Source organism: Methylobacterium brachiatum, from assembly GCF_020523825.1.
Taxonomy (GTDB): domain Bacteria; phylum Pseudomonadota; class Alphaproteobacteria; order Rhizobiales; family Beijerinckiaceae; genus Methylobacterium; species Methylobacterium brachiatum.
This window is the reverse complement of record NZ_JAJALK010000004.1, coordinates 254,823-280,079: the sequence shown is the minus strand read 5'-3', so window position 1 is coordinate 280,079 and position 25,257 is coordinate 254,823. Positions and strand designations below refer to the sequence as shown.

The window sequence follows — 25,257 nt, the reverse complement described above, 5'->3', positions numbered from 1 at the left end:
TTACAGTCATCGTTCGCCCGGCTGAGGGCATCTCCGCCAGTTCGATATGGTCGATGGCTTAGACTGTTCTTCAACGCCCTCTGTAGCACCGCAGCTTGGTCCATCGCCCAGCCGAGGTTCCGATATGGCGCCAACCAGACAGCAAAAGTCTGGTCGATGCGATGACAGCTCGCAGCGTAGGACAGAGTCGGATCATCGATCGCCGCACGTACGAGAACCGAGAGAGCGTCGTCGAGGCTACGCCGCATCGCGGCGCCCACCTCCGACAGTTGATCCCACTCATCGTGAAGGGCGGCGGTGCCCGAATCAGGAATCTGGGCCATCATTAGGCGACCGCGCGCGCGGCTTCCCGCACTTGGCGCGTCGCCGCATCAACTTGCTCGCTCGCCCGGGCGATCGCCTCCATGCCGCCCGCGATCGTCGCCACCCCGTGCGACGCAGTCTGCATATTGCCTGACATCTCTCGGGTGACAGCGGACTGCTCCTCCACTGCTGCCGCAATCGCGCCCGACACGTCGTTGAGAGTCCGGATCGTCCCCTGGATCGTGTCGATGGCCGTAACGGCCTCACGCGTGGCTGCCTGCGTCGCCGTGATTTGCCCGCGGATCTGATCCGTTGCACGGGCTGTCTGCTCGGCCAGGGCTTTCACTTCGCTTGCTACAACCGCAAAACCCTTGCCGGCCATCCCCGCTCGGGCGGCTTCGATCGTGGCATTCAAAGCCAGTAGGTTCGTCTGCGCCGCGATACCTTGGATCAGCGCGACGACATCCCCAATCTGGGCCGCCTGTCCACTCAGACCCGACACGATGGTGCCAGTGCGCTCGGTCTGTCGGACGGCTTCGCTAGCGATCTCCGCTGCGCGGCTGACCTGTTGACTGATCTCACCGACCGATGCCGACAGTTCTTCGGCTCCAGCAGCAACAGCTTGGATGTCATCGGATACGCGTCCGGCGGTGCTTGCTGCCTCCGTCGTCTGTCGGGTTACCTCCCCCACACTGTGTCCGATCGCGTCGAGGTCGGTGCCGATCGCGCGCTGCGCCTCGGCCCGGCGCTGGCGACGGCGCACCTGCTCAGTCACATCGACCGCGAACTTCACCACCTTCAATACGCGACCGTGTTCATCGGTGATTGGGTTGTAGGTGCCCTGAATGAACACTTCCGACCCGTCTTTGGCGACCCTACGGTACTCGGCAGCTTGATATGCACCGTGGGCTAAGGCTGCCCAAAAAGCGCGGTAGTCTTCGCTGGAGCGCTCTGCCTCGCTGACGAAGATGGAGTGATGGCGCCCTTTTATCTCGTCAAGACGATAGTTCACCGCAGCTAAGAAATTGGCGTTGGCTTCGAGAATTGTACCTTCGGGAGTAAATGAGATGATCGCCTGAGAGCGTTGCAGGGCAGCGAGTTGGCCATCGACATCCAAGCCCCGCAGTTTCTGCGCGGTGATATCGATCGCGAACTTGACCACCTTGATGACACGACCAGCTCTATCTACCACTGGGTTGTATGTCCCCTGAATCCAGACCTCTCGCCCATCTTTCGCGATGCGTTTGTATTCAGATGATTGAAAAACCCCTCGTCTGAGGCTGTCCCAGAATTGACGATAAGACACACTCTCACCATATGCCGTTTCTACGAGTATAGCGTGATTGCGACCCTGAATTTCTGCCAGCGTATAGCCTATCACATCAAGAAAATTCTGGTTCGCTGTTAGGATTGTCCCATCAGCATTGAACTCGATCACAGCCTGAGATCGATTGAGGGCGATAATCTTAGCGCTGTCATCGTTTTTGAATAAGCTGATCATTCGCGTTATCCTCCATGGTGCTATCAATGTTCGCCGGAATATCGTGAACACCGACTGGTTTATGCTAGTCATCATCCGGCATAATTCGAAATAAAAAGCTAATTTCTGATATTGAGATGCTTATTTGGCTGAAGAATTTGATATCAACCAGAGGTTGATATATGTCGCCCATTTATTCTTTTTATGCCCCGTGAAATGGCACTGTAGATGCAGATTTGATTTCGTGAGCTTCATCAATACATGGTCGCCCGCATAATTGATCAGCATCGACAAGAGACGCTGCAAATGCTTCAACGAGCGCTGATTCTAATTTTAGGGGCGTCATTTTCCGTAGGATTTTTAATGCTTCAACCTGCGGCATGGCGGGACGATATGGCCTATGTTCAGTCAGCGCTGAGTAGATATCGCATATCGTCAGTAGGCGAACGGCATCGCTGATTTCGGCGCCGCGTAGGCCGTCGGGGTAACCCGTCCCATCCAGCATCTCATGGTGGTGGCGAACTCCCAAAAGCGTGAGCGGATCGCTCATCCCGGATGTTCTGAGGATGTCGTATCCGAGCGCCGCGTGGGTTCGCATCACTGCCATCTCAGCAGGATCGAGGTGCTCCGGCTTGTTCAGAATCGCGACCGGGATCTGCGCTTTTCCGACATCATGCAACAAAGCCGCTCGAACGAGCGTGGTCCGGTCCTCAACCGATAGTCGGAGGCTGATCGCAAAATTAGCCACGACACCAGCGACCAGCAAGCAATGTCGGACGGTCATATCATCATGCGCTTGTACTTTATTAATCCAGCGTCGCAAACCGCCTTCCCGGAGGACTTGAAGAACAGGATCAATTTCCGCATCAATCGCCGGTAGATCGACGGCACCGGTTTTAGCGCCTGCCATCATCTTGGAAAAAAGCGTCCCGATTCGAGCAGCGCTGTGCTCGACGAGAAGGTCAGTCAGCGTTTTGTCAGGTGCTACTTGGCGAAACAGGGCAGCAACGACCTTTGTCGGTTCAGTCAATGAAGATAAGCAGGCCGTTACTCCGTGCTTTCCTGCCTCGTACAAATCACTGCCATGCCGAGAGCGCAGTAAGTAGATGATCGGTATCCGACGCCCAGACAGATGATAATGAAGATCTTTGAGGCATTGTTTGGTATCGCTTCGGTCTAATGACGCCACAACGATAACCCCTTTAATAGTGTCTACGTCAGTCCAGGGGTTGCCAGCTAAAAGGAGTCGTGATTGAGCAACCGATCGAACAGCATCGGCGAGATCCAGCCCGCGATCGTGACGATCCGTTAGAATAACAATGTTGGGCTGCATCGATTATGCAACCTTGCCGCCGTGATAGGCTTGCATTGCTATTCTTGAGCGGACCGCAGCATATGCTGGGGCTATCATCGGGTAGTCGGCTGGGAGACCGTAACAGGCACGATATTTCTCAGGCGTGAACCCGTTGGCCGTGAGATGTCGCTTGAGCGATTTATATGGTTTCCCGTCAATGAAGCTGACGATCCGGTCATAACGAACTGATGATTTAATCACCTTTGAGCCCGGTTTGGCGAATACACTTTCTATTACATGGTTTGGATTTGCTATATCAACAAGCGCCATGTATACTTTCGCAATCAATGTCGGCAGTTCAGTTGCAGTGACAGCGTTCCGGGATACGTAGGCGCAAACAATAGCAACTGTACGTTCGGTCAATGTTGAGCTATTCATCTTATATGACTTTCTAGATTGCATCTTTAATAGTTGGTTGCGCCGATGCCTGCGCACTTATTGGTTCGTTTGCGAGTGTATGCGAGCGATTTCTGATTTTGCCGCGATCATAAACAAAATGTGATTCGACATTGCCATTGTATTGATATCTAGCCAGCTCGGTGATTGATATATCCTGAGCTACAGTTTGAGTTCGCGCTTGACTGTAAGCGCAAGAAATTTTGTCTCAATGCGCGATGAGGCTGTCGGCACAGTTCCGAATGATGAGGACTTTGTTAACCACTGCCAGTCTGCACCCAAGAGATAGTTTCAAGCTTTGGTATGAAACGATCCGCGAAAGGATCGTGCCCGTAGAGCTTACCCGGATCGGCGATCGTCCATTTGAGGGTTTGATGGAGGGGGCAGACGTCGGCTCCCTGCCGATCACCCGTATCACTCAGAGCGCAATCCAAACTGAGGCCACCCCCAATACGATCCGCCGTCATAACAAGCACGACACCGTATCTGTCACGGTCATGCTCTCGGGGCGACTGAACTGCACGCATTACGGACGGGAATCAGTCCAGCACGCGGGTGAGTTCGTCGTGTTGGACCGCAAACCGACGATCATGGCCACTGTCGAAAAGAGCCAATCGCTCGTATTGGAGGTCTCACGCGCCCGGCTTGAGAGGTCGCTTGGTCCTGCAGCTTTGTATGCCGGGCTGACGATAGGGTGTAAGCAGGCATCCACTTCGCTCGTAACCAGCTTTTTCCAGGATCTTATAAGGCACAGGGAGCGGTTCACCCCGGATACGGCAGAGCGAATGTCTTCAATTGGAATCGATTTGCTTGTCGCTAGTATTGCTGAGCGCTTGGCGCAGGAAACCCCGCGGAATCTGGCCGGTACGGTCATCGTGCAGAGGGCCAAAGCCTACATCGAAGCCAACCTGGGCGACCCGACTTTGGACCCATCCCAACTTGCAATTGCAATGGGGGTGTCGCTTAGGCGCTTGCAACAACTATTTCGGGAGCAGAATCGGAATATTTCCGACTGGATCTGGAAGCGGCGATTAGAAACGGCGGCCCTGAGACTGGCTGATAGCAGCCACCTTCATCTGCCGATAGGCGTGCTGGCCTACGGGTGCGGTTTCATAAGCCAGTCCCATTTCTCAAGGTGCTTCAAGGCCCGGTATGGGATGGCGCCGCGCGAATACAGAGATCAGGCTGCGAGATCGCAGCTGAGATTGGATTGAATATCCCTATCGCGCTGCTAGCAGCCCGAAATATGCCGATTTAACAATGATGGTGATGTTACCGAACTCGAAGATTGCGGAAAACGAGGCCATTTTTGCGAGATGGCCAAATTCAAGGCGGCTCATGCCCAGATATATTACTGTTGGAATATAGTTGTATAATAGATCAATGGCGGCGATTGCGCGAGAATTTGGCTCGAATTTTATCCGTAGGATGACATTTAATTAAAGAGAATGATGTTGATAACAGAGATAATCCGCTCAAATTTTACTAGAAAGTGAAAGACATACCGACAACCGAGATTGGCAGCTGCTGATCCAATCCAGCCACCCAAACGGCCTTCGGCGCTTCTCCAAAATGGCCGTTCGTCAGTTCTCCAGTGGCTTCGGCTCAGGGTCGAGAGCGGTCCCTGCTGCCATGTCGGCTTCAATGCATCTGCGACTCGAAAGCGGACCGGCAGAGAGCCCTCCCCTCAGTGCCCGTCGCCCGGTCAACCCGATTGCGCTTGAGCCCTACCATGGCCGACGACATCCGGATCCGCTTCGGTGGCGACACAGGCGGCATCCGCACTGCAGCCGATCAGGCCAAGGGCGCGATCCAGAGCTTCGCGACGACGGCCCGCGGCCAGAACGCGGTGGCGCGCCAGAGCTACGACGCGCTGAAGACGGCCATCGACGAGGCCAACGCCTCGCTGCGGCAGATCCAGACCAGCACCGCGAACACGAGCGCGGTGGCGTCCCAGGCCCGCGCCGTCGCGGTGCTCACCGCGGCCTATCACGGCCTGCGCGCCGCCGACGAGGCCGCCTCCGATGCGACCGGCCGGAGCTACGCGGCCGCCGGAACCGCGATCTCGGCGACTGCAACGGCGGCCCGGTCCGGCGCCGCCGCGCTCGCGGAATACGCGTTCAACGCGCTCGCCGGCGCGCGCGCCCTCGATGTCACCGCGCTCTCGACCCAAGGGCTGACCGGCGCGATCGAACGGCAGCGCAGCGCGTTCCAGGAATGGCGGCGCGGGTCGCAGATCTACGGCTCCGGCCTGCTGGAGGTGGAGGGCCGCGCCATCGCGGCCGCCGGTAATATGGACCGGCTCCAGGCTGCGGCGCAGGCCCGCGGCTTCGAGAACGCGACCCGGATGCTCCAGTCGTTCACGCTGGAGCTGACCAAGGTCCCGGGCATGACCGACCAGGGGGCGGCCTCGATCGAGACCATGCTCGCCGCCGTCCCGAACTACACCGGTGCGGCCAATGCCTCGATCGTCTCGCTGATCGCCATGATGGCGTCGTCCGAGGACGAGGCGAAGCAGATGGCGTCCTCGCTCACCGCGGCCCTGCGCGACCCGGCCGCGGCCGGCAGCGGCTATCTCGCGGCGCTCGGCGGCGTCTCGCGCGAGCTGCGCACGCAATTCGACCTGGCGCGCCAGAGCGGCAACGCCAACCAGATGCAGGCTGTGCTCCTGTCCGCCCTGGTGGAGCGGGCCCGTGCCTACGGCAACGAGATGACCCGGGCGCTGCAGGAACAGCTCCAGAGCTTCCGGGTATTGGGGCCGCTGGCCGGCCTGTTCGCGTCGCGCCTGCGCGGGCAGGTGGACGAGGCCAACCGGGTCACCGATGCGCTTGAAAAACAGCTGGCGACCATCGAGCGCCGCAACGCGGCGCTCGCCCGCACGCCGCTCGACGCGGGGCAACTCGCCGACGCTACCGCCGGGCTTCTTAGCGGCACCGCGCAGGCCGGCATCGACCAGGCGATGGGCCGGATCGACCTGCTACGTCAGCGCCTCCAGGGGGCGACCGGCGACGCCGCCGCGCTGATCCGGCAGTTCGAAGGCTTCAGCAGCTCGGCCTATCGCGACAGCGACGGCCGGTTCCGCGTCGGGTTTGGATCGGACACCACGACCGGCGCCGACGGTCGCGTCTCACCGGTCACCGCCGACACGGTCACGACGCGTGAGGACGCCGAGCGCGATCTCGCGCGCCGCGTGGTCGAGTTCCAGGCCGGGGCCGCCGCGCAGGTGGGCGCGGCGTGGCAGGGCTTGTCCGACCGGGCGAAGGCCTCCCTCACCTCCGTGGCCTACAATTACGGCTCGCTACCTTCCGACGTGGCGGCGGCGGGCCGCAGCGGAAACGAGGGCGCCATCGCCGATGCGATCCGGGCCCGGTCGGGCAACAATGGCGGGGTCAATGCCGGCCGAAGGAACCGGGAGGCCGACAACATCACCGGCGGTGCCCCGGCCGAGGCCCTGCGCCAGCAGCTCGACCTGCGCCAGCAGCTGCAGGACCGCCAAGCCGGCGGCAACGCCCTCGACCGGGAGGCGCTGGCGACCGCGCAGGCCAACGCGGCGGGCAAGCGAGACGAGGTCGCGGCGCAGGAACGCGCCAACGACGCCCTGCGCCACCAGCTCGACGCGACCGCCGATCTCTCGGCCCGCACGGCGCTCCAGACCCGCCTCGCGCAGGGCGAGGCTGCCCTCGCCGAGAAGCGCGTCGCCCTCACCCGATCCGAGGCGAGCCTGCAGACCGCCGAGATGGAGACCGGCTCGCGCGAGCGGCTGCAGATCCTCAACGACGCGCTGACCGTCGAGCAGGGGCTCCATGCCCGTGGCACGGCGGCCTGGAACCAGCTGGAGGCGCAGAAGGTCGCCAACATCCGGGCGGTCGAGCAGGCCGAGGCGCAGGAGCGGGCCACCGCAGAGGACACCGCCTACCAGAACGCCAAGCGTGTCCTCGATGATCGCATGCGCGACATCCGCCAGGAGGCGCAGGAGCGCGGCCTCACCTTCGCGGAACGCCGCGCCGAGACCAGCAGCGTGCTGGCGCAGATCGAGGATCTGGAGCGCGACCACCAGCGCAAGCTCGCCGAGATCTGGGGCCAGGGGACGAGCCAGTACCGGCAGGCCATGGCCCAGCTCGACCGGCTCTCCGCCGAATCGGCGTCCCGCCGCGCCCAGGCCGAGCGCGAGATGCAGAAGGCGGAGTATCAAGACACCAAGCGCACCTACGAGCAGATCGGCTCGACCCTGACCGGCAACGTCTTCAGCGTGATCCAGGGGCAGACCACGATCGCGCAGGCCGCGCGGGCGACCGCCCTGTCGATCGTCCAGAGCTACGTCCAGGCGCGGGTCAAGCTCATCGCCGACTGGCTCGCCGGCGTCTCGGCGCACCAGGCCGGCGAGGCCGCCAAGACCGCCGCGACCACCGCGGGCGTCGCCGTCCGGACCGGCGCCGAGGAGACCGGCGCGGCCGCCTCCTTCGCCACGCAGGCGGGTGCGATGGTCAAGTCGATCATGGCCTCGGCCAGCGAGACCTTCGCGGGGATCTTCGGCTTCCTCTCGCCGTTGCTGGGCCCCGCCGCGGTCGGCCCGGCGGCCGCCGGCGAGGCGACGGTCGCGGCCGCCGCCGCGGCGATCCCGTCGTTTGCCGTCGGCGCGTGGTCGCTGCCCAACGACATGATCGCCCAGGTCCACCAGGGCGAGATGATCGTGCCGGCCGGCCCCGCCGGTGCGCTCCGCGCTGCGATGGGCGGCAGCCCGTCCCCGAGCCTGGCGCTGAACCACACCACGCAGATCAACGTCTCGGCTTTGGACGGCGCGTCGGTGGCGGATTTCTTCCAGAACCATTCGCGCCCGCTGATGCGGGCGATCAACCAGGCGGTCCGGCAGGGCGCGCATCTCGGCCTGTCGCGGATCGGGCCAGGCTGACCGGTGATCGACTACATCACCGGTTTCAACCTGCTGCCCTCGACCGGGGAGTTCGGCTACGACACCCTGCCCTATCAGGCGTCGAAATCGCCGCCCTCGGCGGCGACCCGAACCTTCGTGCCGATCAACACCTATGCCGGGCCGGGCTCCGGGCGCACGGATTACAGCCGGGCCGTCGACGCCCTGGCCGCCCAGGTTCCGGGTTGCACCACCGTCAACCTGCTGGTGGCGTGGTTCGGGTCCTCGCTCGATGCGAACGTCTGCAAGATCTACCCGTCGACCATCTACATCGACGGCTCGTTCCAGCGCCTCGACGGGGCGAAGCCCGTCGAGGAGAATTGGCAGGTCTCGGGCCTGACCCAGCTCTCGCGGGACGCCGCGGGCGCCTCGATCCTGATCCCGATCACTTATATCGACGGCCATGCGGTCTACGGCGGCACGCCCTCCGACCAGAGCGTGGTGCGCTGCCTGCGCGACCTGAAGGCCCGCGGCTACCGGGTGGTGTTCTACCCGTTCATCCTGATGGACTGCCCGGGCTTCCCGTGGCGCGGGCGCATCGCGGTCCGGCAGGACAGGAACGCGGCGGCCGCCGCGACCGTGACCCGCTTCCTCGGGCCGGCGAAGCCGGCGCACTTCACCCGCGATTCCACGAACCTTACGGTCGGCTATGCCGGGCCGGCCACGGACTACACGTTCCGCCGGATGATCCTGCATTACGCCAACCTGTGCGTGCTGGCCGGCGGCGTCGACCTGTTCCTGCTGGGCTCCGAGCTGCGCGGGCTGGAATCGATCCGCGGGCCGGGCTGGACCAAGGCCGGCATGACCGGCGCAGACGGCACCGTCACCTGGGATTATCCGTTCGTTGACGGGCTCGGGCAGCTCGCCGACGACGTGCGCGGGATCTTCGACGCCGCCGGCCTGACCCGGGACGCGGCCGGGCTGCACAACCTCGTCAGCTATTCGCCGGACTGGTCGGTGTGGATGGGCGTCCAGCATCCGGGCGAGGCCGGGCAGTGGCCGCATATCGACCAGCTCTACGGGCGGGCGAGCATCGACCTCGTGGCCATCGACAACTACCTGCCGCTGTCGGACTGGACCACGGCGGGCGGCGGCCTCGACGCTGCGAACTGGACCGCGCCCGCCCCCGACCGGACCGCCTGGCCACCCGGCCCCGAGACCATGGGCGGCCTCGGGCTCTCGGGCGAGCCGACGCTCTACGCGATGCCCTACCTCAAGCGGAACATCGAGGGCGGCGAGAAATACGACTGGTTCTACTACGACTCGGACAATCTCGGGATCGGCCTCGATCCCCTGGGTTCGGATCAGCAGGTCTCCCGGCCGACCGGCGACCGCCTGACCCAGACCCGCAGCCGGTACTATCCGGGCCAGGAGATCCTGGCGAACAAGCACCTGCGCTGGTGGTGGAAGAACCCGCACCGGGCGGTCTACGATATCGGCGACGGCCGGGGCTATGTGCCGAGCGGGGCCGTCACCCGGTGGGTGCCGCAGTCGAAGTCGATCGCCTTCGTCGAGTACGGCTTCGCCTCGATCGACCGCGCCACCAACCAGCCGAACGTGTTCTACGACCCGAAGAGCACCGAGAGCTTCACCGCGTACTGGTCGGTCTGGGACAGCGCCGACGGGGCGACCTATCGGCCCAAGCGCGACGACACGCTCTGCGCCATGGCGCTGCGGGCGCTCTACGAATACTGGTACGTCGACGGCAACAACGAGACCTCGGCCGCCGGCCTGCCGATGCTCCAGACCGCCTTCTTCGCGGCCTGGAACTGGGACGCGCGGCCGTTCCCGACCTTCCCGCTGCGCTCCGATGTCTGGGGCGACACGCTCAACTGGCCGGCCGGCCTGTGGATCGGCGGCAAGGGGCCGGCGCTGCCGCCACCACCGCGTGACGCCTCGCCCGTGCCGGGGCCGTACCCGAGCTTCCCGGTCCTGTCCGGCCTGGCGTGGTCGGTGCGCTACGCGCCCGTGTTCCGCACCGGCGCGGCCCAGCACGTCTCCGGCCGGGAGGCGCGGGCGGCCCGGGCGCGGGCGCCGCTCTGGGAGATCGAACTCGCCTACGATGTCCTCGCCGCCGGGGGATTCGCCGCGCGCGGGCTGGCCGGGGACTTCGAGCGCCTGGCCGGCTTCTACGGCTCGGTCGCCGGCCGGGATCTCCCGTTCCGCGTCGCCGTGCCGGCCGAACTCGGCATCGGATCGAGCCTGCTCTGCCGCTTCGCCGACGACGACCTGGATCTGGAGCAATTCATGGCGCTGCTGTTCTCTACGCAGGCCTTCCGGCTCACGAGCGTGCGCGGGTGACCGACACCCCGCCCGCCTTCCCGGCGCTGCCGGGCCAGGGCTGGTCGGTGCACAAGCGCCCGACCTTCGCGACGCGGCTCGCCCCGCACGTCTCGGGGCGGGAGGTGCGCGCCAGCCTTTACGCGGCACCGCTGTGGGAATTCGAGGTCACCTTCGACGGGCTGGCCTCGGGCTCGGCCTTTCCCGGCCTCGGGGTGAACTCGCTCCAGGCGCTGCTCGGCCTGTTCCTGCGCTGCCAAGGCCGCTTCGGGACGTTCCTGTACACCGATCCGACCGACAACACGGTCGCGGGCGGCGCGATCGGGGTCGGCGACGGGACCACCCTCGCCTTCCCAGCCCTGCGCACGCTCGGCGGCTTCTCCGAGCCGGTCGGCTGGGTGACGGCTTTGCGCGCCGTCTCCATCAACGGGGCGGCCGCCGGCGGCTGGAGCCTCACGGCACCGAACCGGATCACGTTCGCGGGCGCGCCGGCCGCCGGCGCGGTGATCGGCGCGGATTTCAGCTTCGCCTACCTCTGCCGGTTCGTCGACGACGTGCAGGATTTCGAGAACGTCATGGCCGGGCTGTGGAAGGCGGAAGCGGTGAAGTTCCGGAGCGTGCGCACGTGAGGACGGCTGATCCGACCCTGGTCGCCTACCTCGCCGACCTTCGGGCCAGGGCCGACAAGCCGCTGCTGATGGCCGATTGCTTCACCTTCACGCTGCTGTCCGGCCTGATCCTGACCTACACCGACGCCGACGTGCCGGTGGCACTGAACGGCTACACCTACCTCGCCGATTCCGTGCTGGTGGACGGGCTGCGCTACCGCTGCACCACCGGTCTCGACGTGGATCAGCAGCGGATCACGGTCTCGGCCCGGCCGACCGACACGGTGGGCGGCGTGCCCTTCCTGGTGGCCCTGCGCGAGGGCGTGTTCGACGGCTGCACGATCCGGCGGGACCGGGCGTTCCTCACCGCCTGGGACGCCTCACCGATCGGCGGCGTCACCCTGTTCACCGGCCGGCTGTCGAGCGTCGACCAGATCGGGCGCATCAGCGCGACCCTGACGGTGGCGAGCGAGCTGACGCTGCTCGATATCGATCTGCCCCGCAACGTCTGGCAGCCGACCTGTAACCACACCTTGTACGATACCGGCTGCCGGCTGGTGCGGCAGGCCTACGCCTCGGCCGGGACCGTGGGCGCTGGCGCGACCACGACCTTCATCCCGTGGACCGGGGCGAGCGACGCGCTCGCGCAGGGCACGGTGACCTTCACCTCGGGCGGCAACAACGGGGTCTCGGCCACGGTCAAGGCGGCCGATGCGACCGGCCTGACCCTCGCCTACCCGCTGCCCGCGCTCCCGAACGCGGGTGATGCCTTCACCGCCTATCTCGGCTGCGACCACACGCTGGCGACTTGCCGGTCCAAGTTCGCGAACGACGCCAACTTCCGCGGTTTCCCGTTTGTGCCAACCCCCGAGGCCGCGTTCTAGTCGTAAAGATCAGATGTTTAATACCAATCGGGAATTTCCGCTAACGACCCAACACGGTCTTTCATGCGCAGCGGCGCGGCTCCCAAAAACGGACATGTATTTGGAGTGAACTCCTGGCGCTGGGTACGGTCAAGTAGTGGTGCTGGGCAGTGTTACTGCGCGAACTGTCGATCCGCCTGAGACCGTCGAGGAAGTCATACAGCTGTAGGTCTGTGGGACAGCCGTCGGCCGCTTTGTGGCGCTGATCCGCGCCGAGAGCGACGGGGCCAGGACGATGCTGCTCTTGTACGAGAAAGACGTCTGCGTGCGGTGTTACGTCCAGAGCGCCATGCTCTGGACGTAACACAGCGAGAATTGCGACCCCGCGTACATTAAGATCGAGTGCAAGATCTGCTGCCGGACCAGCGGCCACCCAGCATGGATCGCGGCTAGCGTAGTCGATCACTCGCAAATGCCCATCGCGGTGAACGACGATCCGTCGGATTGAAGCTGCTTAGCTTTAAGACCGAAAGCTGCCCACATTAGTGATTTTAAGTTTCAATCCACTGTCGGTTCAATCCACCGATTACTAGTGCCGCCGGTTAAGCGTCTATGATGCGCAATAGCAACACCGGGTAGCGTTCCATGCAGTCTGGTTAAAACAGTATTGCGTCCAGTGCTGGCGCCCGCGCACAATCATCCCGATCAGATGGAGAGGCGTTGTGCAGTCGAGTCGCACCATCGTGCTCAGCATTCTTGCAACATCATGCCTCGCTGGGTGTGGTGCTGTCACGCCGTTAAAAGATCCGATTATTCCCAACGACATCGATGCCCGCGGGCATTCGCGCGAAGGGAAGCTCAAAACCCGACTAATATCAAAGGTAAAATGCGAAGTTCAAAATGCGCTATTTGACGCTGAGAAACTCGGAAGTGTTCCCTGGCTAAAGTATTGGGGGACACAAATTACGATCAAATCTACTTGGGAAGACAAATCCAGCCTAAGCCCGAGCATAACAAATGATATACTTCTCAAGGGAGTTGAAAGCATATCAAATGTGTTCGGAGCAACTGGAAACGCTCAGGCTACGAGATTAGAAACTACAACATTCATTTGGCAAAACTCAGAATTGCTTGACGACCAATACAAAAATATCAGCCTTGGCGTCAACACAGACTGCGATCGAATTTTGGACGGCCCGCTAGTTGAGTCCGATCATCGCATCAGAGAATTCATCTACGATAATGCGACTGTTGCTGCCTATGGCGTGGCGACAACCGGGAATTTTAAAAAGCCTCCATTCACCGTACTTCAGAGCGACCTCACATTCGTAGGATCGATTGGAGCAAATTACACACCGATCTGGAGATTCACAAAACTTAGCGCAAATACTGGCGGGTCTCTGTTGTCTGGAACTAGAACAATAACTGGCCAAATCATTATGACTGTGGGACCGCTCGCTCCTCTCAGTAAGATCGACGCTTTAAAGGCCGTTGAAGCTCTCGCAGAACCTGCGGCATCTCAACACAATGCTGCAGTGATCGGCAGCTTCGTTGCTGCTCAGAACGCCGCACGTTTCCAATAGCAGATCTGGAGGCCCCTATGTCCAAAGATAAAAGAAAAAAGCGCAAAATAAAAATTACAGCAACACTCGAGCCCGTCGAGGTAAATGGAAAGATATATTATGTTACGGCAAATCTGTTGAACAGCACCAATCCTTGTGTCGGCATTAATGATGGATATCTGCCTGACGGAACACATTGTGTAGCCGGGCAAGTGGCACCCGACCTAGCTACTCTGAAACTAGCCGGGTTCAAAATCCGCAAGATTATTGTTTAGGGGCCCAAGCATCGTGTACTGGATCCTATATATAGTGGTTGCAACCGCTCATCCTGGAACACCTCCTCATCCCGGCATGCCAAATATGTCTGGACCGAACAACCAGCAAATACCGGGAGTTGCTCCGTCTTTTGGGACGGTGGCGCAGGATACAAGTTATTCATATCATTGCTTAACTTTCGCAAACGAGCGGCTGGCCGCGAAGGCCCGTGATCAAATACTTCCCCTGTACGGCAATCACGCTACTGCTGTCATCTTCAGCACCCAGTAACAAGACCGATCCTTGTGATGCTGAGCCTCTCGCTCGCGTACCGAATATAGCCAAGGCGCCGAGTATTTCACCCTCAGTCTGTCACCAGCCCAACAGTTCACCCTTGCCCGTCGCGTCGTTTACCCAATCATACACGCTCTCGGTTGCTCGACCGACTGCAAGCAACGGGCACGAAAGGGTCGCGAGTTCGTGAAGCATGTGGATCTCGGCGCTGTGCCTTCAAGTCGAGAGTTCGCCATTCGCTTCAACCTTTTCAGGTAGTTTCCAAGCGTCTGATTTGAACCACTAAACGGGTCTGATCTCCCGTCGAGTAGGTCTCGGCACCCTTGGACGTACCGTTGGATACCCCGCATCTCGAGGGCCTGCCATGCTCTCAGAAGCTGAAGGCCGCTTGGCTCTCATCTGCGAGGCCCGGCGCTGGATCGGCACGCCCTACCACCCGGGCGCCGATATCCATGGCGTCGGAGTCGATTGCGGCATGCTCATCGTGCGCGTGTTCGTCGATGCCGGCCTCGTCCCGGCCTTCGATCCGCGGCCCTACCCCCAGGACTGGCACCTGCACCGCGACGACGAGCGCTATCTCGGCTTCGTGTTCGACCGGGCCGCCGAGGTCGCCCGGGCCGATCCCGGCGACGTGATCGTGTTCCGCTACGGGCGCGCCTACGCTCACGGGGGCATCGTGACCGCGGCCGAGCCCCTGACCCTGGTGCACGCTTTCTCGCCCGCCCAAGCCGTGGTCGAGGAGCCGCTCGCCCGCAATCCCGTGCTCACCGAGCCGGGCCGACACCCGCGCTTCTTCAGCCTGTGGGCGGCGCGTGCCGCCGCCGAGGTCGAACCCGCATGAGCCTGTTTGGCGGCAAGAAGCGCACCGTCCGGCCGGACTATACCGGCCTGCAGGTCCAGACCTCGTCGAGCGCGCTGCCGATCCCGATCGTCTACGGGACGAACCGCATCGCCCCGAACGTCATCTGGTCCGACGGATTCCAGACGCACGCGCAGCGCAAGAAGCATGCGGGCGGCAAGGGCGGCGGCGGCCGCAGCGTCACGGGCTACACCTACTCGACCTGGATCATGTTCGGGCTGGCCGAGGGGCCGATCCAGGGCATCGGCGAGGTGTTCAACGGCCAGACCGTCACCCCCTTCCCGACCAACTTCCTCAGCCTGATCGCCGGCGCGACCCCGCAGCAGCCGTGGGCGCCTGCGCAGGCCCGCTACCCGGCCGCGGCTCTGCCCTACAACGGCACTGCCTATCTGGCCTCGCCGTACTTCGATCTCGGGTCCAGCGCGACGATCTCCTCGATCGCCTTCGAGGTGGTCGGACGGCTCGCCGGCACCGCGGGTCCGCTCGGGCAGGACGCCGACCCGGCCGCCATGGTCTCGGATTTCCTGACCAACGCGCAGTACGGCGTCGGCTTCCCGGCCGCCGCGCTGAGCGGCGCGGCCCTGTTCGGCGCCTCTGGGGATTCGTCCTACCAGACCTATTGCGCGGCACTCGGCCTCGGGCTGAGCCCGGCGCTGACCGACGCCGAGACCGCCAACGCGATCCTGTCGCGCTGGCTGAAGCTGACGAACAGCGCGGCGGTGTGGTCGGGCGCGCTCCTGAAGATCGTCCCCTACGGTGATCAGGCCGTCACCGGCACCACGCCCTCGGGCGCGACCGTGACCTACGTGCCCACCATCACGCCGGTCTACGACCTCACCGACGACGACTTCCTGTTCGCCGACGGTGAGGATCCGGTCCGGATTGCGCGCAGCGATCCCTACGGCCTGCCCAACGTCCAGCGCGTCGAGTGCTCCGATCGCAGCCACGGCTACACGTCGACCACGGTCGAGGCCCGCGACCAGGGTGCGATCGAGCGCTACGGCCTGAAGGTCGGCGGCACCATCACGGCCCGTGAGATCTGTGCCCTTTCAATAGGCCGTCTCGTCGCGCAGCTCGCACTGCAGCGCGCCCTCTACATCCGCAACACGTTCACGTTCCGCCTCTCCTGGGAGTTCTGCCTCCTGGAGCCGATGGACATCGTCACCCTGACCGACGCGGGTCTCGGCCTCGCCAGGGCGCCGGTGCGGATCACGGCGATCGAGGAGGACGAGGACGGGCTCCTCACCGTCACGGCGGAGGAATTCCCGCGCGGCACCGCGACGGCGCCGGCCTATCCTGTGGTCGGCGCGACCGGGACCGGCATCGACCGCGGCAAGGCCCCCGCCGCGGTCAACGCCCCGCTGATCTTCGAACCGCCCGCCGCGCTGACCGCGGGCGTCCGGCAGGTCTGGATCGCCGCATCCGGCGCCAACGCCGACCCGTTCTGGGGCGGGGCGAATGTCTGGGTCTCGCGCGACGGCGCCACCTTCGTCGAGGTCGGCACGATCGCCGACACCGCCCGCCAGGGCGTGCTGAGCGCAGACCTGCCGGCGCCGGCCGGCGCGAACCCCGACCGCGGCAACACGCTGTCGGTCGATCTCGCCCGGTCCGGCGGAACCCTGGCCTCGGGCACGGAGGCCGATGCCCGCAACGCCGTGACCCTGGCGCTGGTCGGCCAGGAGCTCGTGTCCTATGCCACCGCGACGCTCACCGGATCCCACGCCTACGGCCTGACCTACCTGGAGCGCGGGCTCTACGGCTCGCCGGCCGGTGCCCACGCGGCCGGAGTTCCCTTCACCCGGCTCGACGAGGCCGTGTTCCGCTACAGCGTGCCGGAGGCCTATATCGGCACACAGCTCACCCTGAAGCTGCAATCGTTCAACATCTTCGGCGGCGCGATCCAAGACCTCGCGACCTGCGCGGCCTACACCGTGACGCCGATCGGATCGGGCCGGTTCGGGCCGCTGGCCGAAGCGCTGGCGCTCGGCAGCAGCACGGATCTCGGGCAGGCCTCGCAGGCCGCCGCGCGCGAGGACGATTTCGGCCTCGCCTCCGACCCCTATCCCAACTTTCTCGATCTGGGGCTCGCCTCCGCATGAGCGTGCGCACGCAATGGCTGCGGGACGCGTGGTCGTTCCTCGCGACCTTCGTCGGCAAGCCGGGCGAATTCGTCGTGGACACCACGAACTGGCGTCTCGTGGTGCATGACGGCTCCACCCCGGGCGGCCATCCGACCGTCTCGGCGACCGATCTGAAGGCCGGCGTGCCGATGCTCGGGATCAACACGGAGGCCGACACGACCAACCGGCTCGCGGTGAAATCCGAGGTGGCGCTCCTCTCCTGGGACGATGCCAAGCCCGGCCCGGGCAACATGCGGGTGTCCGTGAACAAGAAGGCCGCCGGCAACGACGCCGCCTTCCTGTTCCAGACCGGCTATTCCACCCGGGCCCTGTTCGGGACGCTCGCCAGCGACGACTTCGCCCTGAAGGTCTCGCCAGACGGCGCGACCTTCTACACGCCGCTCGTCGCGTCGGCCGCCACTGGGCGAATAATCCTCGGCCGCATCGATGCTCCTCTGGAGGTCAGCGCGAACACCGGGGCGCTGCCCGATCCGCCTGCTCAATCGGTCCTGCGCCTGTCCGGCGCCGACGGATCACGGGCCATCCTGGCTCTGGACAGCTACGGGGCTGCCGAGGGCGGCAGCCTCACCTTCAGGGCGGCGGGAGGCACCGCCGCCGCGCCAGCGGCGCTCAAGGCTGGGGCGCTGATCGGCCAGGTCTCGGCCGTGGGACGCGGCGCCAAGTCCTTCAGCGCGGCCGCCCGGGCCTGGCTGTCGTTCCTGACCGCCGAGACCTGGACGGACGGCGCGCAGGGCACCCGGGCGGTCATTGCGGCGACCCCGCTGGGCGCCACGGCCGCAACGGATGTCCTCTCGGTGGAGGCGAACGGCGCCGTCGGCCTGGTGCCGCTGCCATCCGACCCGAAGGGCGGAGCGACGGGACAGATCTACGTCAGCGGCTCGGACACGGCGATCAAGTGGCACGACGGCACCGGTTGGAAGCGCATCACCAACTTCGCCAAGTCCGTCGCCTATACCAACTTCGACAACTACGTCGGCGCGGATGCCTGGACCAAGGTCCAGTTCAACAACGCCGACAGCAACGATCAGGGCGCCTTCATCGCGTCCAAGAACCGCTTCGTTGCCCCCGAGGCCGGGCTCTACGGCTTCAACCTCTCGCTGACCTACAAGCGCAACGGGACGAGCGCCCCGGCCGCGCTCGAGGCACAGCTCTACAGGAACGGGACGGCCGCCGGGCGTGGACGCGCCGCGGCCACCGGTACGCTGGTCGACGGCATCACGGCGGTCGACCTCGCCTCGGCCCTGAAGTTAGCGGCGAACGATTACGTCGAGGTCTACGTCCGGTTCACGGGCGCCGACGGCTACGTGGCCGCCGCCGATTCGTTCTTCGGCGCTCAGCAGATGGCGTGACCGCGCGCCGCTTACCACGCTTCCCTGCCATCGCATCGACCGGGTTCTGCGAGCCGCGCCGCGGGGCGTGAGCGCGAACACGCACGCCCCCTCTCTTTGTCATCGTGGAGACAGCCATGACCGCACCGATCGTGCGGGCGATCTTCTTCGCCCATGTCCGCGCTTCCGGCCTGTGCGGGCCGAGCCTGTCGCAGGTCGAGGTCGACGGGCTCACCGGGATTCTCGACGCCTGGGAACGGCTGGGCTGGCCCCCCGATTTGCGTCACGTCGCCTACACCCTGGCGACCGCCTGGCACGAATGCCGGCTGAACCTGGCGCTGCGCGAGGACGGCCACGGGCGCGGGCATCAGTACGGCGTGCCGATCAACGGGCGCGCCTATTACGGCCGCGGCGCCGGCCAGCTCACGTGGCTCAACAATTATCGGACCTTCGGCCGGCTGCTTGGCCTCGACCTCGTCGGCAACCCGGACCTGGCGCTCGTGCCGGAGACGAGCGCCGCCATCCTGATCATCGGCGCGCGCGACGGGCTGTTCCGCCACGGCCGGACGCTCGCCCGATTCTTCAACACGCAGACCGACGATCCGGTGGGCGCGCGGGACATCATCAACGGCGACGTGGCGAAGAACGGCGCGCTGATCGCCGGCTACCACCGGATCTTCCTGGCCTGCCTGACCGCCGCGGTGTCCCCCGAAGTACCGGTGCCATCGGTTGCCGCCCCGAGCCCGGTGTCGAAATCCTGGTGGCCGCGCCTGCGCGACGCGATCCGCCACAACATGCAGAAGGGGGTCTGACCATGGGGTTCCTCGCGCTTCTCCCGGCGCTGCTCGGCGCCGTCGGTCCGATCCTCCAGAAGGTGCTGCCCGACGAGGGTCAGCGTCTCCAGGTTCAGCTGGAGCTGCAGAAGGCGCTGATCGACCAGCAGGGCGATCTCAGCCGGGCCATGGCCGAGGTGATGAAGGCCGATGCCGGCTCCGAGAGCCCGCTGGCCCGCAACGCCCGGCCGATCACCGTGCTGTGGGCGCTGGCGATGATCACTTGGGTCGGTGTGGTCTCGCCGATGATCGGGCTTCAGGTCGAGGTGGTCGCCGCGCTCAAGGGCGTGCCGGCCGAGCTGTGGTCGCTCCTAACGGTGGGGATCGGCGCCTACATGTTGGCCCGCTCGGTGGACAAGGCCGTCCCGCACATGATCGGGCCTAAGGGCTGAGCCCCGGCGCTGTGGGAGCCGTCCGATGAAGGGCGACACTCCACCCCGAGCGGGTGCGACGCGGGCGAGCCGCAGCGATCGGAGGAACGGGGCCATGGCCGACCATCTGCCCGAGTGGATCGGGCGCCTGATCGAGCGGGTGGAGGCCACCGGCCGCCAGATGGACATGCTCGGCGGCAAGCTCGACCGGATGGACGAGAAGCTTGAGGGCGTGGCTTACCGGCGTGACATCGAGCACTTCGTTGCCCGGGAGGAGATCGAGCGGCGGATCGACAAGGCGGTCGACGGCGCCAAGGCCGAGGCCGAAAAGGGTCTCGCCGAGGTCGCCGGACAGGTGCGGGACCTGCGCCGGATCGGCTGGGGACTGGCCTCGGCCGCACTGTTGGCGTTCGGCGGGATCGTACTGGCAAAGGTCGGGCTATCGCCGCACTGAGACGAAACGCAAATCCAGCACGGTACGAGAAGGCTCCCCAGCTTCGGCCGAGGCGCCTTTCGTCATTTCGACAGCGACCTCCCAACCGTTCAGCCCTTGAGCAACTACTTGGACATCGGCCGATCTGCTGGCTCGACGGGCTTCAATCACCCGCGCGGCGCGCGCCAGCCGGCCCCCTTCGCCTCGTCCTCGCTGCAGAACATCCGCTCACCGGAGCCGTTGTCGATCGCGGTCCGCTCGTAGTCCCTCGTCCCGGGCAGGTGGTAGATCTTGTCGCCCTTGCGCGAGATGTTGCCCTTGATGGCGCAGGCGGTCTGCATGGGCGCCAGCGTGGCCGCGGGCGACTTTTCTCATCGCCGGGCGGGTCTCGACGCCGCTAGCCCGCTTGGCTCGCGTCCAGGCACTGTCCACGAATATGACGCCAATCGATCATCAGTTCGTCACCCGGCCCAGCAAGCGGCGCTGCTCCGGCGTTATACCGCCGCGGCGTCTAATCCCTGCATTCACTCGGAAAATATCGGGCACATTAACCTTCCCGTTGATACGTTCTTCGAAAACTCCGATCTCAGACAATAAATTTAAAAGGCTGTAACACGCGATCTCCGGCTCCTGATCGCCAGTGCTCAAAGCAAGATCGAGCGGAGCAGACATACCTGAATAGCGGTCCAGGATTCTGGGAATAACATCCGATCCTATCCATCTGCCAACGATCTCGTCCGGATCAGCTGGCACCAGCAAACCAGAAAGTGGAGCCAAAGCCTCTTGAACCCAAGGATAATCTTCCGAAAGTTCCGTTAACCGGTTTTCAGAGGCTTGGCGCACGCCCTGCTGTATGCCGAGATAATCAATTGCGGTCCGTCTATTATTCCCAAGATCTGCTGCGGTCTTGATGACCCTAAGAAACGTTCTAGGGGATATCTCAAGCCGACCGTCTGCCAAATGGACAGGTATCCAGGTATAAGGGCGCCCACGTTTCGCGTTTGCTCCCATGAACTGTCCAGCAAACTGCTCAAAAAGCTTCCTTTGCGCAACCTCGTCATAAGCAAGCATTGTGGGGATGCGCTCTGCTTCTAGATTTTCGTTAATGCGCAGACTGAGTTGTTGCATCAAAGACTGAAGAGCATCGCACCCACCTTCATCTCTCCAGATATGAAAATACAAAAGGCCATACAAATCGAGCGGTCGCCAACGCAGTCGAACACCACTGCCACTAATTTTAGCAGCATCAGGAAATCTAAATAAGTCCCGATTCTCTGATTGATCCGGCCGCATGAATATTTTTATCTTGACAGATCGATAGCTTCTCATTGCGAGGGCCGTTTTCAACAGACCTTGTGTTAAGGTCTGAATCCTGGGCCAATCGTCAGCAAGTTGCTCAAGTTGGTCGAAAAGAACTAGCGTTTGCCTGCCTTCCTCAAAAAGTTGCCTATCTGCAGATCGAAGCATTGATTGCAGCTCTTCAAGGTTTTCTGAAGCCCACTCCACGTATTGAGAAAATTTCTTTGGAAGTCCAGCTTCATTTGGATTCAGAATCCGGACAACGATCGCTCGCCATATTACATCGGCGGGAATGTTAGGTGGAACGCTCTCCAGTTGGATGCGCGATACGGAACCGTTTGCGCCCTCCGCATCAGCAAAGCCGAAATGAACGTTCAGGTTTTTCGATCGCAGCGCTCGAGCTCTGCCCATGTATGCAGAGCCAATAACTCTTCTGCTCCTTGGATCTGCCAATGCGCTAGCCCAGAAACTCTTCCCCATGCCACGGTTGCCAATAACTAACGCGACCTCAGGATCCAGAGCATCAGCGTGCCCCTCTGGAAAATAAATGCTGCTGGCGTCAGGAGACATGCCCGTTCCATGGGCAGCGAGTATAGGCAGATCGCGAAGAGCGCCTCTCAGGGCAGTTTGGATGTCCAACATCATTCCCCATCGGTCATCGTATCGGACTCGAGGTCCAATATGGCCCGGCAGCGCTCCAGGAAGGGCCCAAACGGCCCTCTATATACGTCGGTGTCGAGCGACGCTCTATCGCTTAAGGGATCAAAGGCTTCGTAAGCCGGATGGTGGTCCACATAAATTGCATCATGTGGCACGCCGGGCCCCGTCGCATCCGGAGCAGGATTAAACGCTCCAAGCTCGACAATGCCGTCCGCATTGAGTGTCTCTGATTCATAGATTAGTTCAGCGCACATTGAATACAGCCGCTCCCTAAATTGGCTTCGAGCAACAGCCGACGGAGGCGCCTTTGATTGAACAAACGTAATCTTTTCCCTCCAATCCTCAGCTAATTCATTTTGAGAAAAACCAGCGGTCTCGACCAAATGGGATAATATATAGCGATACCCCCTGAAAGTTTGCGGCTGATCGGTGCCAAAAAACAGTATCTCAGCGCCAAGCCACAATAGAGCGGCTGCGCTAACTTCCGCCATTCCTGCGCGAGCATCGATCAGGATAACATCGTAATCTTTTGTCGCTGAAAATCTGTCTACCATTTCACGGATTTGCTGCGCCAAGCCTTTAGGTCCAGCGGGCGTGCTGTCTTCTACCAGCGCTCTGGAAAGCTTGGCGATCATTGAAGAGGGATTTTCATCAGTGACACGACCAATGGCGGGAACCACGTCGATTGATCCCTCAGCAAAGGGGCTAACACCAATGAATTTATCTAAATCGTAATCATCGACTCCGTTTAATCCGTTCTCAATAAGATAGTCAATAGCTCCAAAATCAGGCCTAAGATCAAGATCGTCATCGCCATCCCCAGGCGGCAACATCATAAATCCGATGCCCGGAGCCTCAATATCCAAATCTATTGCAAGAACTCTTTTTCCTTTGCGCGATAAATCTGCCGCAAGAATCGCAAGCGCAGTCGAGCGTCCAACGCCTCCCTTCAAAGAAGAAAAGACAAGTCGCTTAGCGCCATTTGGCGAGGCTTGCGGAGCAAGCATCCAATCGGCGCCCACGATTCTACGATCCGCATATAGAAAATCTATTTCTGATCCGTTGTGTTGAAGTGACGCCCGACGAAGTCTCGTATCTTGCCTCAAACGTAGCGCCAAAGATCCGCCGACGATCGGCATTGGAGCAGCATAAGCTCCTAGCGCTTCACGCAAATCTTTGACTAAATCTTCGCTTTTCGCAATTTTTTCTTTAACGAAAGTCAGTCTTCCTGCACCGTCTCTGACGATGATTGCCTCTCGATCTACATCAACATGGTGCGAAGCAAGGACATCGAGCATAATGTATAAGCTGGTATCAAATCGAGCTGGCATGCTGATACCTCAAATTACAAGACGCAGAATAAGATCTTCGGCATCTTTTTTCCACGTATCACATACGGCTTGAGTTACCGGCGTGCACGTCGTTGATGCATACCTGATGTCGATGCTCCAGCTTTGGAATCGAGTGTTAAATGCCGCGCTGCCTATCTCGGTTTGAAGAGCGGCCGCAACTCTTCCAGTTGCGTAGAGCGACACAACCTGTTGAGCTTGTATTGCTAGGGCTTGAAGGCTGGGAAAGTGACCTCGTAGTGGCGTGCCTCTGAGGGGATCACCAGACCGACGACGACCATTCCGCTGTTGAGGCGGATTGGCTAGGAAATACGCTTCGATACCTGAGCTGCGCATCGCGTGTTTTAGAGCGTTCTCTCCTACAATCCCATAATGATACCCGGCGTCATCGAATTCACTGTTTTTAAGTAGATGGTCCGCCGTGCCCTGATGCCGCCAAGCAGCTAAATCGTACTGTTCACTCATACTTATGATCCATTTTGCCCAAATATTTAGATTGACCTATGTTGGTTGCGAGTAGGTTGTATCAGTACAGATGCTTGGACAGCCACTCGTCGATCAAAGCGCTGGCGTCGGACGCCAGCTCAGAGTGGTGATCAAGCGCAGTTGATCAACCTGCAGTCCCAGCGGTTCGTGCCCCTCATGGCCCGAGGCACGATGCCCTTTCGGACCCAATCGTCAAACGCGGAGATCGAACCGCGGCCGCAATAATCGGCGGACTGCTCACGTCTCGGCCCTCGAGGCAGCATGCTTAGGTGAAGCTTCATCATGTCAGGCTCCGGCACTCGCTTGGATCGGTCTTACGGAGCCTGACGCCTGGCCACTCGCCGTTCTCGTTCATGAAGATGATGCCCGCCTCTTGTAAGTGACGCCGCGTTAATACTGCATGCCTACCCCACCCGTCATGTCAGACCTCTCGCCCGTTGTCGCCTCTTGGCGCGACCAGATCGAGCGCCTGTCCGAGCACGCCTCGCCATGCCGGGATCTGCTCCCGGCGAAGTGGAAGGCGATGCACGAGAATGCGCTGGCGTTCCTCGACGAGCACGGGGCCAAGGCGCACAGAACCGGCTGGACCGCCGAGCAGCTGTTCGGCGTGCATCCGGAGCACGGCTTCCTGCGCGCGGAATATGCCGGCGCACTGATGGTCAACGACAGCTGGGTGATCGGCATCGAGCCTGCCCGGATCGTGTTCGACCGCTTCCCGGGCTACCGGACCAAGCCAGGGCAAACCTTCGGTCCGCCGGTCTGGCAGTTCACCGCCAGGGGATGCGGCTGACGATCAGCCCTGCAGGCTCTCGGCAAAATCGTCCGACACCTCGCCCCACTGGCCGAGGATCGTGACGTCCTCTAGCTCGCCGGTCTCGTCGTCGGCCACCACCTTCAGCGCCGCCACACCCGGCATCCGCCTAGGCAGGTTCTCGGCCTTCCTCAGCGCGCCGCTCTCCGTCTGCGCCGGCTCCTGGCGGGCCGGGCGCAGCTGCTTCCGATGCAGCCCGAACACCTGCACTACGAACGCCGTCTTCCATCGCCATCGTAACCCCGCTTCTGCGAAGTCGGCGCAAGGCGATGTTGCCATTCGCGTTATTCCACGCTGTCCACACCCGTCCACCACGCTTTCGGCACGGAAGCCCGAACCGGTTGAACCTCGGCGCAGTCCAGTGC

21 protein-coding genes are annotated in these 25,257 nt (G+C 62.4%); 13 read left to right on the top strand and 8 right to left on the bottom strand.

The genetic code is table 11. The features are described from left to right. Positions 1-325: 325 nt before the first annotated feature. From LGR69_RS11345 to LGR69_RS11335, 3 genes are all read right to left on the bottom strand, one after another. Complete coding sequence (locus LGR69_RS11345) at positions 326-1,804, bottom strand: methyl-accepting chemotaxis protein (protein ID WP_230366088.1); 1,479 nt, start codon at positions 1,802-1,804, stop codon at positions 326-328. 181 nt (positions 1,805-1,985) lie between these two features. After that, complete coding sequence (locus tag LGR69_RS11340; protein WP_230366087.1) at positions 1,986-3,116, bottom strand: HD-GYP domain-containing protein; 1,131 nt, start codon at positions 3,114-3,116, stop codon at positions 1,986-1,988. A gap of 3 nt (positions 3,117-3,119) precedes the next feature. Continuing rightward, on the bottom strand, positions 3,120-3,515 hold the full coding sequence (locus tag LGR69_RS11335; protein WP_230366086.1) for a Ros/MucR family transcriptional regulator: 396 nt from the start codon (positions 3,513-3,515) through the stop codon (positions 3,120-3,122). A 263-nt stretch (positions 3,516-3,778) separates the two neighbouring features. On the opposite strand from LGR69_RS11335, the gene LGR69_RS11330 reads away from it, so the two are divergent. The 12 genes from LGR69_RS11330 to LGR69_RS11275 all read left to right on the top strand — a co-directional run bounded on the left by LGR69_RS11330 (position 3,779) and on the right by LGR69_RS11275 (position 20,308). Further along, positions 3,779-4,747, top strand: coding sequence for a helix-turn-helix domain-containing protein (locus tag LGR69_RS11330; RefSeq protein ID WP_230366233.1), 969 nt, complete (start codon positions 3,779-3,781; stop codon positions 4,745-4,747). A 518-nt stretch (positions 4,748-5,265) separates the two neighbouring features. Then, entirely contained in the window at positions 5,266-8,442 is a 3,177-nt protein-coding gene (locus LGR69_RS11325) for a glycoside hydrolase family protein (protein ID WP_230366085.1), read from the top strand. Positions 8,443-8,445: 3 nt separating this feature from the next. Continuing rightward, entirely contained in the window at positions 8,446-10,761 is a 2,316-nt protein-coding gene (locus LGR69_RS11320) for a baseplate megatron protein TIM-barrel domain-containing protein (RefSeq protein WP_230366084.1), read from the top strand. Further along, positions 10,758-11,369, top strand: coding sequence for a DUF2460 domain-containing protein (locus tag LGR69_RS11315; protein ID WP_230366083.1), 612 nt, complete (start codon positions 10,758-10,760; stop codon positions 11,367-11,369). Before LGR69_RS11320 ends, LGR69_RS11315 begins: the two co-directional genes overlap by 4 nt. Next, positions 11,366-12,232 carry a DUF2163 domain-containing protein gene (locus LGR69_RS11310; RefSeq protein ID WP_230366082.1) on the top strand — a complete coding sequence of 289 codons (867 nt, stop codon included), beginning with the start codon at positions 11,366-11,368 and terminating at the stop codon, positions 12,230-12,232. The genes LGR69_RS11315 and LGR69_RS11310 overlap by 4 nt, the downstream gene beginning before the upstream one ends. Before the next feature lie 701 nt (positions 12,233-12,933). After that, positions 12,934-13,794, top strand: a complete 861-nt coding sequence (locus LGR69_RS11305) for a hypothetical protein (protein WP_230366081.1) — start codon at positions 12,934-12,936, stop codon at positions 13,792-13,794. Between the two features lie 892 nt (positions 13,795-14,686). Next, positions 14,687-15,163 (top strand): C40 family peptidase, encoded by a 477-nt coding sequence (locus LGR69_RS11300; protein ID WP_230366080.1) that lies wholly within the window; start codon positions 14,687-14,689, stop codon positions 15,161-15,163. Beyond that, entirely contained in the window at positions 15,160-17,280 is a 2,121-nt protein-coding gene (locus LGR69_RS11295) for a phage tail protein (RefSeq protein ID WP_230366079.1), read from the top strand. The genes LGR69_RS11300 and LGR69_RS11295 overlap by 4 nt, the downstream gene beginning before the upstream one ends. Then, positions 17,277-18,671 (top strand): hyaluronate lyase N-terminal domain-containing protein, encoded by a 1,395-nt coding sequence (locus tag LGR69_RS11290; protein WP_230366078.1) that lies wholly within the window; start codon positions 17,277-17,279, stop codon positions 18,669-18,671. Before LGR69_RS11295 ends, LGR69_RS11290 begins: the two co-directional genes overlap by 4 nt. Before the next feature lie 116 nt (positions 18,672-18,787). Beyond that, positions 18,788-19,462: a glycoside hydrolase family 19 protein gene (locus LGR69_RS11285; RefSeq protein WP_230366077.1), complete on the top strand. Its 675-nt coding sequence runs from the start codon at positions 18,788-18,790 to the stop codon at positions 19,460-19,462. Positions 19,463-19,464: 2 nt separating this feature from the next. Next, the gene (locus tag LGR69_RS11280; protein ID WP_230366076.1) at positions 19,465-19,875 is read left to right on the top strand and encodes a 3TM-type holin; all 411 of its coding nucleotides are present in this window, start codon (positions 19,465-19,467) and stop codon (positions 19,873-19,875) included. Between the two features lie 94 nt (positions 19,876-19,969). Beyond that, positions 19,970-20,308: a hypothetical protein gene (locus LGR69_RS11275; protein WP_230366075.1), complete on the top strand. Its 339-nt coding sequence runs from the start codon at positions 19,970-19,972 to the stop codon at positions 20,306-20,308. Between the two features lie 146 nt (positions 20,309-20,454). Here LGR69_RS11275 and LGR69_RS11270 read toward each other — a convergent pair whose 3' ends face one another. From LGR69_RS11270 to LGR69_RS11255, 4 genes are all read right to left on the bottom strand, one after another. Beyond that, positions 20,455-20,628, bottom strand: a complete 174-nt coding sequence (locus LGR69_RS11270) for a sunset domain-containing protein (RefSeq protein ID WP_230366074.1) — start codon at positions 20,626-20,628, stop codon at positions 20,455-20,457. Between the two features lie 112 nt (positions 20,629-20,740). After that, entirely contained in the window at positions 20,741-22,231 is a 1,491-nt protein-coding gene (locus LGR69_RS11265) for a hypothetical protein (RefSeq protein ID WP_230366073.1), read from the bottom strand. Further along, positions 22,228-23,577, bottom strand: a complete 1,350-nt coding sequence (locus LGR69_RS11260) for a KGGVGR-motif variant AAA ATPase (protein ID WP_230366072.1) — start codon at positions 23,575-23,577, stop codon at positions 22,228-22,230. The genes LGR69_RS11265 and LGR69_RS11260 overlap by 4 nt, the downstream gene beginning before the upstream one ends. A 9-nt stretch (positions 23,578-23,586) precedes the next feature. Next, entirely contained in the window at positions 23,587-24,060 is a 474-nt protein-coding gene (locus LGR69_RS11255) for a hypothetical protein (protein ID WP_230366071.1), read from the bottom strand. Positions 24,061-24,481: 421 nt separating this feature from the next. Here LGR69_RS11255 and LGR69_RS11250 point away from each other — a divergent pair, with 421 nt between their 5' ends. Continuing rightward, complete coding sequence (locus LGR69_RS11250) at positions 24,482-24,871, top strand: hypothetical protein (RefSeq protein WP_230366070.1); 390 nt, start codon at positions 24,482-24,484, stop codon at positions 24,869-24,871. Between the two features lie 3 nt (positions 24,872-24,874). Here the strand turns inward: LGR69_RS11250 and LGR69_RS11245 are convergent, their stop codons facing one another. Then, entirely contained in the window at positions 24,875-25,171 is a 297-nt protein-coding gene (locus tag LGR69_RS11245; protein ID WP_230366069.1) for a hypothetical protein, read from the bottom strand. Between the last annotated feature and the right edge of the window lie 86 nt (positions 25,172-25,257).

Coding starts and splice junctions, on each gene's coding strand:
- LGR69_RS11345 (WP_230366088.1), bottom strand. CDS start 1,804: ATGATCAGCTTATTCAAAAACGATGACAGCGCTAAGATTATCGCCCTC.
- LGR69_RS11340 (WP_230366087.1), bottom strand. CDS start 3,116: ATGCAGCCCAACATTGTTATTCTAACGGATCGTCACGATCGCGGGCTG.
- LGR69_RS11335 (WP_230366086.1), bottom strand. CDS start 3,515: ATGAATAGCTCAACATTGACCGAACGTACAGTTGCTATTGTTTGCGCC.
- LGR69_RS11330 (WP_230366233.1), top strand. CDS start 3,779: ATGAGGACTTTGTTAACCACTGCCAGTCTGCACCCAAGAGATAGTTTC.
- LGR69_RS11325 (WP_230366085.1), top strand. CDS start 5,266: ATGGCCGACGACATCCGGATCCGCTTCGGTGGCGACACAGGCGGCATC.
- LGR69_RS11300 (WP_230366080.1), top strand. CDS start 14,687: ATGCTCTCAGAAGCTGAAGGCCGCTTGGCTCTCATCTGCGAGGCCCGG.
- LGR69_RS11295 (WP_230366079.1), top strand. CDS start 15,160: ATGAGCCTGTTTGGCGGCAAGAAGCGCACCGTCCGGCCGGACTATACC.
- LGR69_RS11290 (WP_230366078.1), top strand. CDS start 17,277: ATGAGCGTGCGCACGCAATGGCTGCGGGACGCGTGGTCGTTCCTCGCG.
- LGR69_RS11285 (WP_230366077.1), top strand. CDS start 18,788: ATGACCGCACCGATCGTGCGGGCGATCTTCTTCGCCCATGTCCGCGCT.
- LGR69_RS11280 (WP_230366076.1), top strand. CDS start 19,465: ATGGGGTTCCTCGCGCTTCTCCCGGCGCTGCTCGGCGCCGTCGGTCCG.
- LGR69_RS11275 (WP_230366075.1), top strand. CDS start 19,970: ATGGCCGACCATCTGCCCGAGTGGATCGGGCGCCTGATCGAGCGGGTG.
- LGR69_RS11270 (WP_230366074.1), bottom strand. CDS start 20,628: ATGCAGACCGCCTGCGCCATCAAGGGCAACATCTCGCGCAAGGGCGAC.
- LGR69_RS11265 (WP_230366073.1), bottom strand. CDS start 22,231: ATGATGTTGGACATCCAAACTGCCCTGAGAGGCGCTCTTCGCGATCTG.
- LGR69_RS11260 (WP_230366072.1), bottom strand. CDS start 23,577: ATGCCAGCTCGATTTGATACCAGCTTATACATTATGCTCGATGTCCTT.
- LGR69_RS11255 (WP_230366071.1), bottom strand. CDS start 24,060: ATGAGTGAACAGTACGATTTAGCTGCTTGGCGGCATCAGGGCACGGCG.
- LGR69_RS11250 (WP_230366070.1), top strand. CDS start 24,482: ATGCCTACCCCACCCGTCATGTCAGACCTCTCGCCCGTTGTCGCCTCT.
- LGR69_RS11245 (WP_230366069.1), bottom strand. CDS start 25,171: ATGGCAACATCGCCTTGCGCCGACTTCGCAGAAGCGGGGTTACGATGG.